The sequence below is a fragment of the Microbacterium sp. CSI-V genome (genome assembly GCF_001984105.1).
Classification (GTDB): domain Bacteria; phylum Actinomycetota; class Actinomycetes; order Actinomycetales; family Microbacteriaceae; genus Microbacterium.
This window is the reverse complement of record NZ_MTQM01000009.1, coordinates 1100118-1114857: the sequence shown is the minus strand read 5'-3', so window position 1 is coordinate 1114857 and position 14740 is coordinate 1100118. Positions and strand designations below refer to the sequence as shown.

10 protein-coding genes and 2 tRNA genes are annotated in these 14740 nt (G+C 71.2%); 6 read left to right on the top strand and 6 right to left on the bottom strand.

Translation table 11 applies throughout. The features are described from left to right. Positions 1–38 precede the first annotated feature (38 nt). Complete coding sequence (locus CSIV_RS16215) at positions 39–3473, top strand: bifunctional proline dehydrogenase/L-glutamate gamma-semialdehyde dehydrogenase (protein WP_077052351.1); 3435 nt, start codon at positions 39–41, stop codon at positions 3471–3473. On the opposite strand, the gene CSIV_RS16210 is transcribed toward CSIV_RS16215, so the two are convergent. After that, entirely contained in the window at positions 3443–4114 is a 672-nt protein-coding gene (locus tag CSIV_RS16210; RefSeq protein ID WP_077052350.1) for a pyridoxamine 5'-phosphate oxidase family protein, read from the bottom strand. The two genes, CSIV_RS16215 and CSIV_RS16210, sit on opposite strands and share 31 nt — an antisense overlap. 80 nt (positions 4115–4194) lie before the next feature. Here CSIV_RS16210 and pdxR point away from each other — a divergent pair, with 80 nt between their 5' ends. Then, entirely contained in the window at positions 4195–5757 is a 1563-nt protein-coding gene (gene pdxR / locus CSIV_RS17905; protein ID WP_083735181.1) for a MocR-like pyridoxine biosynthesis transcription factor PdxR, read from the top strand. 478 nt (positions 5758–6235) lie between these two features. On the opposite strand, the gene CSIV_RS16190 is transcribed toward pdxR, so the two are convergent. Continuing rightward, on the bottom strand, positions 6236–7681 hold the full coding sequence (locus CSIV_RS16190; RefSeq protein WP_077052349.1) for an HNH endonuclease: 1446 nt from the start codon (positions 7679–7681) through the stop codon (positions 6236–6238). Positions 7682–7843: 162 nt separating this feature from the next. Further along, positions 7844–9553, bottom strand: a complete 1710-nt coding sequence (locus CSIV_RS16185) for a phytoene desaturase family protein (protein WP_077052348.1) — start codon at positions 9551–9553, stop codon at positions 7844–7846. Positions 9554–9618: 65 nt separating this feature from the next. On the opposite strand from CSIV_RS16185, the gene CSIV_RS16180 reads away from it, so the two are divergent. The 4 genes from CSIV_RS16180 (at position 9619) to CSIV_RS16165 (ending at position 12368) form a co-directional block, all read left to right on the top strand. After that, the gene (locus tag CSIV_RS16180) at positions 9619–10416 is read left to right on the top strand and encodes an inositol monophosphatase family protein (protein WP_077052347.1); all 798 of its coding nucleotides are present in this window, start codon (positions 9619–9621) and stop codon (positions 10414–10416) included. Between the two features lie 228 nt (positions 10417–10644). Then, positions 10645–12138, top strand: a complete 1494-nt coding sequence (locus CSIV_RS16175) for a M23 family metallopeptidase (protein ID WP_083735180.1) — start codon at positions 10645–10647, stop codon at positions 12136–12138. Between the two features lie 55 nt (positions 12139–12193). Next, positions 12194–12265: transfer RNA gene (locus CSIV_RS16170), tRNA-Thr, on the top strand. Between the two features lie 29 nt (positions 12266–12294). Then, positions 12295–12368, top strand: a tRNA-Met gene (locus tag CSIV_RS16165). Between the two features lie 414 nt (positions 12369–12782). Here the strand turns inward: CSIV_RS16165 and CSIV_RS18170 are convergent. The 3 genes from CSIV_RS18170 to CSIV_RS18165 form a co-directional block, all read right to left on the bottom strand. Beyond that, positions 12783–13283 carry a hypothetical protein gene (locus tag CSIV_RS18170; protein ID WP_139340738.1) on the bottom strand — a complete coding sequence of 167 codons (501 nt, stop codon included), beginning with the start codon at positions 13281–13283 and terminating at the stop codon, positions 12783–12785. 33 nt (positions 13284–13316) lie between these two features. Further along, complete coding sequence (locus tag CSIV_RS18505) at positions 13317–13805, bottom strand: hypothetical protein (RefSeq protein WP_160897440.1); 489 nt, start codon at positions 13803–13805, stop codon at positions 13317–13319. A 256-nt stretch (positions 13806–14061) separates the two neighbouring features. Continuing rightward, on the bottom strand, positions 14062–14586 hold the full coding sequence (locus CSIV_RS18165; RefSeq protein ID WP_139340737.1) for a helix-turn-helix domain-containing protein: 525 nt from the start codon (positions 14584–14586) through the stop codon (positions 14062–14064). Positions 14587–14740: the final 154 nt, after the last annotated feature.

The following is a 14740-nucleotide window of genomic DNA, read 5'->3' as shown; positions in this document are numbered from 1 at the left end:
AACGGTCGCACACTGAGGGCATCCAAGGAAGGATCCCCATGTCGCTCACCGATGTCACCCCGGCGGAGATCGCCCCGGCCGACCTGGCCGACGACGCCGTCGCCCTCGTCCGCCGCTGGCTGGCCGAGAGTCGCTCCGAACCGGTCGACGCGGCGGCCACGCGGTTGGCCGGCGTGCTGCGCGACCCGAACGGTCTCGCCTTCACCGTGGGCTTCGTCGACGGGGTCGTGCGGCCCGAGGACCTCCGTGTCGCGGCGGCCAACCTCGCGGGGCTCGCGCCGCTGGTGCCGTCGTTCCTTCCGCTGCACCTCAAGGCCGCGATCCGCCTCGGTGCGCTGACCGCACCGATGCTGCCGCGGGTCGTGGTCCCCGCGGCGCGGACGGCGCTGCGGTCGATGGTGCGCCACCTCATCGTGGACGCGAGCGACCGCCGTCTCGGCGACGCCATCGCCGCGATCCGGGGCCGTGGCGAGGGCATCCGGCTCAACGTGAACCTGCTGGGCGAGGCAATCCTCGGGAAGAAGGAGGCCGCGCGGCGGCTGGAGGGCACCCGCCGCCTGCTCGCCCGGGACGACGTCGACTACGTCTCGATCAAGGTCTCCTCGACGGTCGCCCCGCACACGCCGTGGGCGTTCGACGCCGCCGTCGCCGACGCGGTGACGGCGCTGCGCCCGCTCTACCGCGTGGCGAAGGAGACCGGCACCTTCCTCAACCTCGACATGGAGGAGTTCAAGGACCTCGACCTGACCCTCGCCGTCTTCGAGACGCTGCTCGGCGAGCCCGAGTTCCACGGCGTCGAGGCGGGGATCGTTCTGCAGGCGTACCTGCCGGACGCCCTGGCCGCGATGATCCGCCTGCAGGAATGGGCCGCCGCGCGGGTGGCATCCGGGGGTGCGCCGATCAAGGTCCGCGTCGTCAAGGGCGCGAACCTGCCGATGGAGCGCGTCGACGCCGACGTGCACGACTGGCCGCTCGCGACCTGGCCGTCCAAGCAGGCGACGGATGCCTCCTACAAGGCGGTGCTCGATTACGCCCTGCGCCCCGAGCACACCGCGCACGTGCGGATCGGCGTCGCCGGGCACAACCTCTTCGACGTGGCGCTGGCCTGGCTGCTGGCCGAGCGTCGCGGGGTCACCGGCGGCATCGACGTGGAGATGCTGCTCGGCATGGCGACCGCGCAGCAGGCGGTCGTGCGTCGCACCGTCGGCTCGATCCTCCTCTACACGCCGGTGGTGCACCCGCAGGAGTTCGACGTCGCGATCGCGTACCTGATCCGGCGGCTCGAGGAGGGGGCGTCGAGCGAGAACTTCATGTCGGCCGTGTTCGACCTCGGCACGCACGAGGCGCTGTTCGCCCGCGAACGCGACCGCTTCCTCGCGTCGCTGGCTTACATGCCCGTGGGTGTTCCCGCGTCGCACAGGGTGCAGGACCGCACGGCCGTGCCCGCGCCGGCGCCGCGGGACGGGTTCCGCAACACCCCCGACTCGGATCCCGCGATCGCCGCGAACCGCGCGTGGGCCGAGGGGATCGTGTCGCGCATGCCGTCGTCCCGGCTCGGCATCGACACCATCGCCGCGCACACGGTGACCGAGGAGTCCGTGCTCGACGAGCGGATCCGCGCGGCGGCGGCCGCCGTCGTCGCGTGGCGCGACCTCGGGGCCGACGCGCGTGCCGAGATCCTGCACCGTGCGGGCGACGTGCTCGAAGCGCGCCGAGCCGACCTCATCGAGGTGATGGGCGCCGAGTGCGGCAAGGTCGTCGAGCAGAGCGACCCCGAGGTGTCGGAGGCCATCGACTTCGCCCACTACTACGCCGAGCAGGCGCGGCACCTCGACCACGTCGACGGTGCCCGGTTCACGCCCGTGGCGCTCACCGTCGTCACGCCCCCGTGGAACTTCCCCGTCGCGATTCCCGCCGGGTCGACCCTCGCCGCGCTCGCCGCCGGGTCGGCCGTGGTCATCAAGCCCGCGGCGCTCGCCGAGCGCTCCGGCGCGGTGATGGTGGAGGCGCTGTGGGAGGCCGGTGTGCCGCGCGACGTCCTGACGCTCGTGCAGGTGTCCGAGAACGACCTCGGCCGACAGCTGCTCACGCACCCGGCCGTGGAGCGCGTCGTGCTCACGGGGGCGTACGAGACCGCGGAGCTGTTCCGCTCCTTCCGTCCCGACCTGCCGCTGCTGGCCGAGACGAGCGGCAAGAACGCGGTCATCGTGACACCGAGCGCCGACCTCGACCTCGCCGCGAAGGACGTGGCCCTGTCGGCGTTCGGGCACGCCGGTCAGAAGTGCTCCGCGGCATCCCTCGTCGTGCTCGTCGGGTCTGTTGCGACGTCGCGTCGCTTCCGCGACCAGCTCGTCGACGCCGTCACCTCCCTCGAGGTCGGGATGCCGTGGGACGACGCCGCGCGCGTCGGACCGCTCATCGAGCCCGCGCAGGGCAAGTTGCTCCGGGCCCTCACGGCCCTCGAGCCCGGGCAGCGCTGGCTCGTCGAACCGCGCCGCCTCGACGAGGACGGGCGCCTGTGGCGCCCCGGCATCCGGGAGGGAGTGCAGCCGGGGAGCGAGTTCCATCGCACCGAGTACTTCGGTCCGGTGCTGGGCATCATGACGGCCGAGACCCTCGACGAGGCCATCGAGATCGTCAACGCCATCGAGTACGGCCTGACCTCGGGACTCCACGCTCTCGACGAGGCCGAGATCCAGCGGTGGCTCTCGCGTATCGAGGCCGGCAACGTCTACGCCAACCGCGGCACCACGGGCGCCATCGTGCAGCGCCAGCCGTTCGGCGGGTGGAAGAAGTCCGCGGTGGGCGCCGGGACCAAGGCCGGCGGTCCGCACTACCTGTTCGGGTTCGGGTCGTGGACGGATGCCGAGTCCCGCGCGCCGCGAGGCGCGGACGCCCTCGCGGGTGCCGCCTCGGCGGCGGTGCCCGCGGAGGACCGTGAGTGGCTGGCATCCGCTCTGGCCTGCGATGCGGCCGCGTGGGCGTCGGAGTTCTCCGTGGCGCGGGACGTCACGGGCCTGGAGTCCGAGCAGAACGTCCTGCGCTACGGCACGGTGCCGGTCACGGTGCGGCTCGAGGATGCCGCCGACGTCGCCCTGGTGCGCGTCGTCGCAGCCGGCGTGCGGGCCGGCTCCGCGGTCACGGTCAGCGCCGGTCGTGAGCTGACCGCCGCGGTGCGGGCGTGGCTCGAGGGGGCGGGCGTCGCGTACGAGATCGAGGACGCCACGGCGTGGGGGCGGCGCGCGGCACGGCTCGTGCGCACCGGGGGTCGGGTGCGGCTGCTCGGCGGCTCGGCGGAGCGTTTCGCCGAGGACACGGCCGGATCGCCCGCCGTGGCGCTGTACGCGGGAGAACCGACGCGAGCCGGAGAAGTGGAGCTGCTGCCGTTCCTTCGGGAGCAGGCCGTGTCGATCACCGCGCACCGCTTCGGGACGCCCCGGCGTCACACCGTGCCGCCGCTCGCGACCAGCTGACTCCGCCGGACGGAGGCGGGGACCGGTGTCCCCGCCTCCGTCTGCGGTGACGTGACCGGGTCGCCGGCGACCGTGCGCAGCGGAAGTTCGCCCGCCCAGACCGCGCGGTCCTCGCCGTCGTCGTCCTCCTCGACCGCCGAGTCGGCGTTGTCCTTCACGCTGGCCTCGGCCAGGGGCAGGCGCAGCACGAGCGTCGCCGCGAGCTCGCGCGCGGTCATGGGCCGGACCTCGGCGGCGCGCCCCGGCATGAGGTGCTCCGACAGTGCCAGCAGCGCGTCCTCCTTCTCCTCGGCGGGGACGACGGATGCCACCCCGTGCACGACCGCGCACCGGTACCGCATCGAGCTGTCGAACAGCGAGCGGGCGTACTTCAGCCCCAGGAGGTGGGTCACGGTGAGGCACACGGGCGCCCCCGCGGCGATCCGGCGGAAGAAGTCGCTCCCCGTGGACCCGTGGATCAGCACGTCGTTGCCGTCGCGGCCGATGCCCACGGGGAGGGCGACCGGACGGTTGTCGCGCACGATCGCGAGGGTGGCCGCGAGGGATCCGTCGAGGATCTCGTACAGCGCCGCCCGGTCGGTCGTCTGATACTGCGGCAGGCGGCGCACCCGCGTGAGCGGAGTGAGGGGGAGGTCGGTCATACGTCGATCTCAGTCGCTCAAGCGGTCCACTGCCTAGGCCGGTTCTCGCATTTTCGCATGGACCAGTGCAGGCTGGGGCGATGATCTCGTCCGGCATCCTGGATCGTTCCTCGTCCGTCCCGTTGCACGTCCAGCTCACGCACGGACTGCGGGGGGCGATCGTCGACGGCCGGTGGGTGCCGGGGGAGGCGCTGCCGTCGACGCGGGCCCTGGCCGACGACCTGGGCGTCGCCCGTGGGACCGTCGTCGCGGCGTACGAGACCCTCGCCGGGGAGGGGTATCTCGTGGCTCAGCCGGGCGGGCGGACGACGGTCGCGGCGCTGCCGCTCGGCCCCGCGGTGCCCGCGAGTGCGCCGGTCGCGCCCCGCTCGCCGGGCGCGGTCGCGATCGATCTGCGTCCCGGGCGGCCCGGTACGCGCGGCCTCGCCGATGCGGCGTGGCGATCCGCCTGGCGGCGTGCGAGCGCGCGCGACCCGGAAGCGGACGTCGACGACGAGAACGGATTGCCCGCGCTACGCGCGGAGATCGCCCGACACCTCGGCCGCACGCGGGGGTTGGCGGTCGACCCGGCCGACGTGATCGTCACAGCCGGCACCAGCGACGCCCTGCTGCTGGCGGCGTTGGCGCTTCCGCGGCGGCGGCCGGGGCGGTTCGGGGTCGAGAACCCCGGGTATCCGCGGGTGCGGACGATCCTCGCCCGCGTCGGCGTCGAGGCGGTTCCGCTTCCGGTGACCGTCGAGGGCGGTCTCGACCTGGATGTCGTGGAACGGCATGGCGATCTGGACGCCGTCGTCGCGACGCCCCACCACCACTACCCGCTCGGCAGCCGGATGGATGCCACGGCGCGAGCCCGTCTGATCGCCTGGGCGCGTCGGACCGGGACGGTGGTGATCGAGGATGACTACGACAGCGAGTTCCCGCACGGTCGGGCGCCGCTGCCGCCGCTGCGGCTCCTCGATTCTCACGGGGTGGCCCTGGTGGGTACCGTGTCGAAACTGCTCAGCCCGGCGCTGCGGTGCGGGTGGATCGTCGCCGCGGGGGCCGTCCGCGACCGCCTGAGCGCGGCCCGCGCCGACCTGGATCTGCCCGTCTCCAGTGTCCTCCAGCACGCGCTGGCGTTGTATCTCGCGGAGGGATCCCTCGCGCGGCACACCGCCCGTCGACGCCGGGACTACCGCCACCGCCGTCGCCTCGTGTTGGAGGCGTTGCAGTCGGTCGAGGGCGTGGAGCTGGCGGCGATGAACGGCGGTCTCCACGCCGTCGTGCTGTTCGGCGGGTCCGGCGCGCATGGTTCGGGTGGTTCAGCGACCTCGACGCGGGCGGCCGCGCGCATGCCGGGGTCGGAGCCGGCGCGGGAGCCGGCGCAGGGGTCGGCGCGGGCGTCGGAGCCGGAGGGGGCGCGGGAGCCGGGGGCGGCGCGGGCGTCGGAGACGGCGCGGGAGCGGGAACGCGAGGAGAAGGTCGTCGCTGCGGCCGCCGGTCGGGGTGTGCTCGTCTCGGGGCTGTCGGAGTACGGCGTCCCGGGCGCCTCCGCAGATCTTCCCTCGGGCATCGTGCTCGGATACGCCGAACCGGCGACCCCGCAACTGGCGCGTGGTCTCGCCGTCGTGGCGGACGTGTTGCGACACACCGGCCGTACCTGAGCTTCGGTCTGCTCGCGGGGTAGGGCGACCGGGGTGGGGCGGAAAGAGGGCCACGCGGAGCGACGCGGAGATCGGAACCGCGGGAACGGGCTGCGGGGAACGGGGCAGCCAGGAACGGAAGAGCGGAGAGCTGAGCCCGGGAGGGGAACGTCGGGAGCGGCAGGCCGGCTCGGCCTGGTCCACCGCGCGGTCCAGACCTTCTCGGGAGATGACCACGGGAACGGAACCGGGGAAACGGAATCACGGGAAGGGGACAGGGACAGAGTCAGAACGGTGGGGCCGGGCCGGGGCTACGCCGAAGCCGTGAGCGACTGGGGCAGAGCCAGAACGGCAACGCTGAGTCGGAGCCAGGCCGGAACATGAGCGACAGGGGGTCAGAACGGTGGGGCTGGGTCGGAGCCAGACCGAAGCCGTGAGCGACTGGGGTCAGAACGGCGGGGCTGGGCCGGAGCGAGGTCGGAGCTGTGCCCCGCACGGGTCAGAACGGCGGGGGATCAGCATCCGGCACGAAGACCACCCGGGATGGGACCCTCTCGCGATGCTCCTGGCCGAGCGGGCTGCGGAACCTCAGCGTGCCATCGCTTTCCTGCGTCACGGTCCATTCGGTCTCGGTCTTCAGCGTGTGATGTCGCACGCAGAGGTGGCACAGGTTGTCCAGGCGCGTGGGACCGCCCTCGTGGGCCTCGTGATTGTGGTCGATCTGGCAGCGGACGATGGGCGCGCGGCATCCGGGTGCTCGGCAGTGCCGATCGCGGGCAGCGAGGAATCGTCGTTGCGACGTCGTCGGCGCATACCGGTCGACCTCGAGCACCGACCCCGTGACCGGGTCGCACAGGATGCGATCCCACCCCGGAGCCTGCGCGGCCAACCGCCGTGCGGTGTCGGGGTCGATCGGCGTGAGTCCGTCGATGCTCGCGCCGGCGTCGGTGCACCCGAGGAGGGTCAGCACCGGCACCGTCACCTGAACGTGTCCGCGGATCGCTCCCAGCCCGCCCGGGCAGACGCTGTCGTCGGTCGGGTCGACCGCGGGGGTCGCGGTGAGCAGCAGATCGGCGCAGACGTCCGCGCCGATCTGCGCCAGGGTGCGGGTGTCGGACGGCCCGGCGTTCCGGGTCGGGCCGATCGCCCCTGCCGACGTCTCGTGCGTCCGCATCCGGCCTTCCGCCGCCTCCGGCGCCTGGATCCGAGGTGCCGGTGCCTCGGGTGCATGAACCCGAGGTGTCGGAGCCTCGGCCGCCGCCGTCCCGTCTCCTTCCGCCTCGACCGCCGCCGCGCGGATCGCCGCGGCCTGCCGTTTCAGCCGATCGCGGATGCCGTACGCCACCGTCGCGGGGAGGATCACGCTCAGTTCGGCCATGCCGTCGGCGAGATCGCGGACGCTCACGCCGCGCGTCACGGCGGCGCGCGCGTGTCTCACGGTCATGCCGACCGGGTGAACGCTCTCGGCGAGCTCGCGTCCGAACGCCCGCACGCGGCCGGGGGAGTCGCGCTCCGCCCTTGCGAGAACGACCTGCTCCCACCCGGCGCGCGTTGCATCGTCGTCGAGCACGATGCCCGTCTCGAGGATGGCCTGCGCGTGCCGGACGCCGATGCGCCCTTCCTCGAGCGCATCCACCGTGGCGGCGAACTTCTCGGTGAGGGTGTGGGCGTCGGACAGCTCTCTCTGCACCGTGAGGTCGTGGCTCTGCGTTGCGACGGCGATCTCGAGCGCGAGCGAGCGGACCGGCATCTCTCTTTCCCGCGTGGTTCGCGAGCGGGACCGCGCGATCTCGTCGAGCGCGATCTGGAGCGCCTCCGCCCGGAGCCTGACGAGCGATGCATGGACACCGGCCGCCCGGATCGACTCTTCGCGGATCGCCGCGACGAGCACGCGCAACCGGTCATCGTCGGCTGACGAGGTCTCGCGGAGGGGGATCGGGGGCATGAGTCAAAGATAGAACAAATGTTCGAGTGAAGCACGGGATCTCACCCCTTGCAGAACGCGACATCACCCGCACGTGCGAGGCCTCGGCGCGACAGGCCGCGCGCTCTCCGCCTCGCGACGCTATACGCTCCGGCCCCCCGCGGAGCGAGACGCTCCGGCCCCCTATCCCCGACCCAGGATCTCCAGCGCCGCCATGGCCGCGTTCTGCCCTCCGATGCCGCTCACGGCACCACCGCGTCGTGCCGATGAACCGCAGATCAAGACGCGACGGTGCTCGGTGTCGACGCCCCACCGTTCCGCGGCGCCGAGCTGATCCCCGCCGCCACCCGCAGCCCCGCTACCACCCGCAGCCCCGCCGCCACCCGCAGCCCCGCTACCACCCGCAGCCCCGCTACCACCCGCACTCCCGCCGCCACCCGCAGTACCGGCACTACCCCCGTCGCCGTCGAGCCACGGCCAGGACAGCCCGCCGTGGAAGATGTCGCCGCCGATCATCCCGAGCGAGCGCTCGAGATCGGTCGTCGTGCGCGCCTCGATGCAGAGGCGCCCGTCGGGGGCCTTCATGATGCAGTCCCGGAGCGGTTCGGCGAGCACCGAGTCCAGCGACTGCTGCGCGGCGGCGAGCAGTCGCGCGCCGGCGGCGACGGGGTCTTCCTCCTCGATGAGTCGGTGCGGAACCTGGAGCCCGAAGAGCGTCAGGGTCTGCGCCCCGCTCGCCCGCAGGTCGTCGCCGAGGATCGTCGGGTCGGTGAGCGAGTGGCAGTAGATCTCGGCCGGGAGCGGCGAGGGCACGAGTCCGGCGGAGGCGGCGACGTAGGCGGCATCCAGTTGGGTCATCGTCTCGTTGACGTGGAACGTTCCGGCGAACGCGGCTTCGGGCGAGACGGACGTGCCCTTGAGCCGGGGCAGCCGCGACAGGAGCATGTTGACCTTGATCTGCGCGCCCTCGGGCTGAGGGGCCGTCGTCGGTGCGCCGCCCGCCGTGAGGAGGCGCGCGAGCACCGCGCGGCCCACGCCGCTCAGCACGACCTCGCCGACGAACGCCTCGGACCGGTCGGTGACCGCGTGCACCTCGCCCGACGGTGACACGGCGATCACCTCGACGCCCGTGCGGATCTCGGCACCCGCCTCGCGGGCCGCGCGTTCGAGCTCGGCCGTCACCGCGCCCATGCCGCCCACGGGGACGTCCCAGTGCCCGGTCTCTCCGCCGATGACGTGGTACAGAAAGCACCGGTTCTGCGCGAGCGACGTGTCGTCGGACGACGCGAACGTCCCGATGAGTCCGTCGGTCAGGGCGATCCCGCGCGCCAGGTCGCTCTCGAACGATGCCCGCAGCAGGTCGCCCAGGGGGCGTTGCGTGAGCGCCTCCCACAGCTCGTCGTCGCCGAGGCGCGCCCGCATCTCGTCGGCCGTGGGCAGCGGCTCGGTCATCGTCGGGAACACCGCGCGCCCGAGCGGCGCGAGCCGGTCGCCGAACGCCGCGAAGCGCTCGGCCTCGCCGGGATCGCCGAGCGTCCGGGCGAAGGACGCCGCGGTCGCTTCGGTATCTTGCGTGTCGATCAGGATGCCACGACTCGGGTCGGTGGGATCGGGTGTGTAGGAGGAGTACCTGCGGCGCTTCAGCTGGATGCGCAGGCCCAGATCGTCGATGATCTTCCGCGGCAGCAGGCTGACGAGATACGAGTAGCGGGAGAGGCGTGCGTCGACGCCGGGCCACGGGCGTTCCGACACGGCGGCGCCGCCGACGGCATCCTGTCGCTCGAGGACCACCACCGAGCGGCCCGCGCGGGCGAGGTAGGCCGCGGCGACAAGGGCGTTGTGCCCGCCGCCGACGATGACGACGTCGTATCGAGTGGTCTCCGGGGGGTTCATGTGCCCACGGTAGCGACGGGCGCCGACATCGCCCAGAGGGGTGGCATCCCAGTAGCGTGGATGCCATGACCCGCGCCGCAGACCTGCTCGAGATCGCCACTCGCATCGCCCGGGAGGCCGGCGATCTGGCCGCGCAGCGGCGGCGCGAGGGTCTCGAGATCGCGACGAAGTCGGTCGCGGCCGACATCGTCACGGCCGCCGACAAGGAGGTCGAGGCGTTCGTGCGGGCCGAGCTGGCGCGGGAGCGTCCCGAGGACGGCTTCTACGGCGAGGAATCCGCCGCGCAGGAGAGCCGGAGCGGCATCACCTGGGTCGTCGACCCGATCGACGGCACCGTGAACTACGCCTACGGGATTCCGGCGTGGGCCGTCAGCATCGCCGCCGTCGAGGGGTCCGCCGACACGGCGACCTGGAGCGCGGTCGCCGGTGTCGTCTACAACCCCGTCTCGGGCGAGATGTTCCGGGCGTCGCGCGGCGGGGGAGCGTGGCTCGGCGAGACCCGTCTCTCGGTCACGGCCGAGGTCGGTCCTGCCGGCGGCCTCGTCGCCACGGGGTTCGGATACGACCCCGCCACGCACGCCCCGACCCTCGAGCTCCTGGCCCGCGTCATGCCGATCGCGCGCGACATCCGCCGCATCGGCGCCGCGTCGCTCGACCTGGCATCCGTCGCCGCCGGACGAATGGATGCCTACTACGAGAAGGGCACCAACCCGTGGGATCACGCCGCGGGCGTGCTGCTCGTCGAAGAGGCCGGCGGCATGGTCGGCGGAGCGCCGGGCGGGCGCCCGGGGAAGGGCATGGTCATCGCCGCAGGTCCCGGGTTCTACGAGCGGCTCGAGCGGATCCTCGAACCGGAGCTGTGAAAGCCGACGCCTTCATGGCATTCCCAGTGAGGCCGGGGTAGGGTAGTTATCTGTTCGTTATTTTCGCGACCCGAACCTGCGGAAATGGCAGAAGCCCGAAAGCCCGAAGCCGTCGCGCCTGCGACATGAACCGAGAGCCCCCGCGCGTTGCCGTCAGAAGCCCCCGAGACTGAGCCCGCCCGAACGCGGCGATCCAGTCGCCCCTCCGCCACGCCCGTCGCCCCCGAGTTGACGCGTGCCGAGCGCCGCCGCCGCACGGCCGAGACGATCGTCGAAGACGCCGCCCCCGAGTCGGTCGCGCTCGACCCGGCGCCCGTCGACGCCGACCACGCGTCGCAGCCCGAGATCGTCGAGCAGGTCGCCGCGGCCGTCGTCGAGACGGTGATCGCCGCCACGATCCAGCCGACCCTCCCCGCTCCGCGCCGCCGATCGTCGCGTGCCGCTGCGAGCTCCGTCGCCCCCGAGGCGACGGAGGCCGAAGCGATCGCGACGACCGAGGTCGTGGCATCCGAGTCCTCGGCATCCGATGCCCTCGAGGTGACCGTCGTCGACGAGCGCCGCTCCGACGACGAGGTCGCGGTCATCCTGCAGAGCGCCGACGCGGCCGAGGCGACCACGCCGGTCTCCCTCCCGACGTCGCCGATCACCCTTCCGGTGACGCGTCGCAGCCGTCGTCGTCCCGCCGCCATCGAGGCTCCCGAGCCGGTCGCCGTGCCGGAGCCCGTCGAGCAGCCGGCCGCCGCGGATCCGGCGCCCGCCGCGGAAGAGCCTGCCGCCGCCGAGCCTGCGCCGGCCGCTGAGCCCCGCGCGTCCGCCCCGGCGGACGAGATCGCCGACGAGTTCGAGGCCGCGGCGCGGCTGTTCTCGTTCACGGGCGAGAACGCCGTCCAGCGTCCCGCGCCCGAACCGGTCGCCGAGGCCACGCGCCCCGTCACCCAGGGACTGCCCGTGGATGCCGCGCCCCGCCGCCGCAACGGCCGTCGGGTGGCCGCCGCCTCCTTCTCGGTCGGTGTCATGGGTCTCGTCGGTCTCCTCACGGTGGGGATGACGATGCCCGTCAGTGCCCTCGCCTCCGCCAACGGGACGACCAACGTCGCAGCTCCCGCGGACGTCGCGACCCAGAACCTCGCGGTCGCAGGAGGAGACGTCGGCGGCGGATCGATCCAGGCCTACGTCGCGCCCGCGCAGTCGCAGTCCGCGATCGTCGACCGCGCCGACGGGTACTCCGCGGCCACCTACGCGCAGGTCGCGGCCGACACCGGCATCAAGAACCCGAGCGACTTCTACGTCAACGACACCTCGGCGGCCATCCAGTGGCCGTTCGCGGTGGGCGTGGGCATCACCTACGGCTTCGGCATGCGCGACGGCGTCATGCACGAGGGTGCCGACTTCGTCCCCGGCGAGGGTGCTCCGATCCAGGCGATCGCCGACGGCGTCGTCCGCGAGGCCACCGAGGCCGGCGGCGGGTACGGCGTCGTGGTCGTCATTGACCACAAGATCGACGGCCAGCTCGTCTCGAGCCGGTACGCGCACATGCTGTACGGCTCGCTCCAGGTCAAGGCCGGCGACACCGTCCACGTCGGCCAGGTCATCGGCCACACGGGCAACACCGGCCACTCGTTCGGCGCCCACACGCACTTCGAGATCCTCATGAACGGGACGGTCGCCATCGACCCGATCGTCTGGCTCCGCGCGAACGCCGGCCGCCACTCGCTCGATTAGAAGAGGTCGCCAAGCTCTGATATTCTCTTCTAGTTGCCCGGAGCGATCCGGGTACGCCCCGATAGCTCAGTGGCAGAGCACTTCCATGGTAAGGAAGGGGTCGTCAGTTCAATCCTGACTCGGGGCTCACAGCATCTCCTTCGGGGGATGCCGCGCGGCGGGGTAGCTCAGTTGGTGAGAGCGCACGACTCATAATCGTGAGGTCGCGGGTTCAAGCCCCGCTCCCGCTACATCTCGGACAGGTCAGCTGTCTTGATCGAACACGTGCGTCTCTACTGTTGGCAACGCTCAGGGCGATGCTGCGATGAATGTGCCTGGCGACGATGAGATGTTCTCGCTTGAGTCCCTGGTCTCGAGGCTGCGCGGTCTTCCGGAGAGCGTCATCGAGCTCCTGTGGGATCCGTTTGAGCTCGCCAGTGAGAATTTTGGCGGCATCCTGATGCGCCTGCAAGACGAATGGGCCCCCGAGGGCTCTCCGTCGCTCGACGAGGTGCGGCTCGCGGCGCGAACGGGCGTAGGGGTCGCGTCTTACCGTCATCCCCGACAGGTGGATGAATACGGCACGGGGCGATAACAGACGGATCGGTCCGGGGTTGCCGGGAAGTCGGTGCTCCCCGGCAACCCCCGAAGATACTGTCGCCTGGCTACCAGCTCTTGTAGAAGTACGGGCTGTTCGTCGGAGCGACGCTCGATCCGGATTGTTGGTCGGTGACCACACAGCCGGAGTTGTACGTCGTCGCCGACCAGGTGAAGGAACGGCCAGCCGCACCCAGTTCGATGTACTGTCCCGTGAGGCCGTCGGGCACGGTGTAGCTGCCGGATGCCGATTGGGTTACCGAATACGACTCGCCCAGGGTTACGCCCGCGGTTACCGACGCCTGTGCTATCACCGATCCAACGCTCACACTGCCGGAGGTGGAGACATCGGAGTGCACCTCGCTGGTTTGCCCAGCCGAGATGGTCAGTGTCGCTCCTCCGTCACCATAAGCTCGAAAGGTTCCGGGCACATACGTTGTTGCCACGTTGGATACGGCGATGTCGGGCCCACTTCCCGAGCACTCAGAGTTGGGTGTGACGTCGGAGGCGTTAGCTGAGCTAACACCTAGCCCTGTCATCGCAACCGCAAGGACCGTGGTCACGGTCACCCTTGCCCATCGTTGACCTGCCTTGTTCATTTCTCACCCGTCCTTTCGTGTGTAGTAGGTGGTGAGCCAGTAATCGCTTCCGTCGGGGATGTCGATGTGCAGGGTCGTCGGCTGTGACGGGTCGTCGAGTGGCACGGCAGCGATAGAGGTGCCCGCCGTGCCGCACGCAGCGCCGACGGTATTCGGGTGCGCCTGTTCGACGGTGATCGAGTAGGTGTCCGTGCCGGTGCAGGTCAGGAGAAGCACAACTTCGACGGGAGCGTTGAGATCGGTGGCCGATAAGGTGACGGTTTCGTCCGTGTCCCCGGAGAAGTTGCCGGCCGGGACGGCGCGAGGATACTGCGCCACGACCTTCTCGCCTTGGCTGGCGAAGTGTTCTCCGTCGGTGGCGGTGCCGATGGGCGTCGTCGATGTCGCGGTAGTAGGCGTCGGGGATGGGCTCGGGGCTGGTGGTGTGCACGCCGCCAGCGCGATCAATAGCGGGACGGCTCCGACAATGGTCAACCTTCGGTATACGTTCATCTCACCCTCCCGCTTCGCACTCCGTTTCATCGCCGGCCATGTTTGTGCAGGCGCAGCCAAAAGGGAAACTGGGTATTTTGAGATAGCTCTCAGGAGCGATCGAATCGCCTCCTGATCTGCGGTTAAGCCGAACCGCTCTGTTGCTCTCTCAGCGCCAGTGCCTTGCAGTACTGACCTGACTCGGCTACCAGGCCCGGGGAGGGTCCCCATTCGACGGTGTCGGGTGAGCGGGTTTGCAACCCCGAGTGCGCCCGCGCTACGGCGGATTGAAGCACCCCGGCGGGGATGCATCTGGGGCGGCCGAAGTTTGACCCCGACAAGCGGACAGGCGCGTTGTTCGAGCATGCTCGAAACGAAGAGGAGAAGGAGGCATCGGGAACGATCCGAGTCGCCGGTAGCTGCCGCCGCGTGGGCGTAGCTGGACTCCCTCCTCGATGAGTCGCTGCCGGACGTTGTTGTAGCTGGTGTCGAGGTGGGTGGCAATGGCGGCGATCGGATGGCCGTGCTCGTGCAGCTTGCGTGCGACCTCGATTTGGTCGACCGTGAGCGGCCGGCGGCGCACCGTTACGCCTTCGTCTCGGAGCAAGCGGAGGATGCCGGTCTTGGAGAGTCCATAGGTGTCGCAGAGACTCGGCGTCGTTGCGTCCGCTTCGTATTCGGTGACGATCCGCCTGACCAGGGCCGGTTCGAGACGCCGACGAAGCGATCGACTGACCTGCTCTCGCAGGGCAGCTGAGACAGTCGACTTCGCCGTCAGATCAGCCAATTCCTGCAACTCCACCGGAGGTGGCGCCAGGAGCGCCGACTTGTTCGAGTAGCGGCATACTGGCTCTACATCAGAAGAGCCTCGACAAGCCGCGGCCTGTCACTGCGCGGAAGGCTCACCGGTCGAACGGGTCGGTTTCGTCAGCCCGGCGCGAACAGCCCGTGCCGCC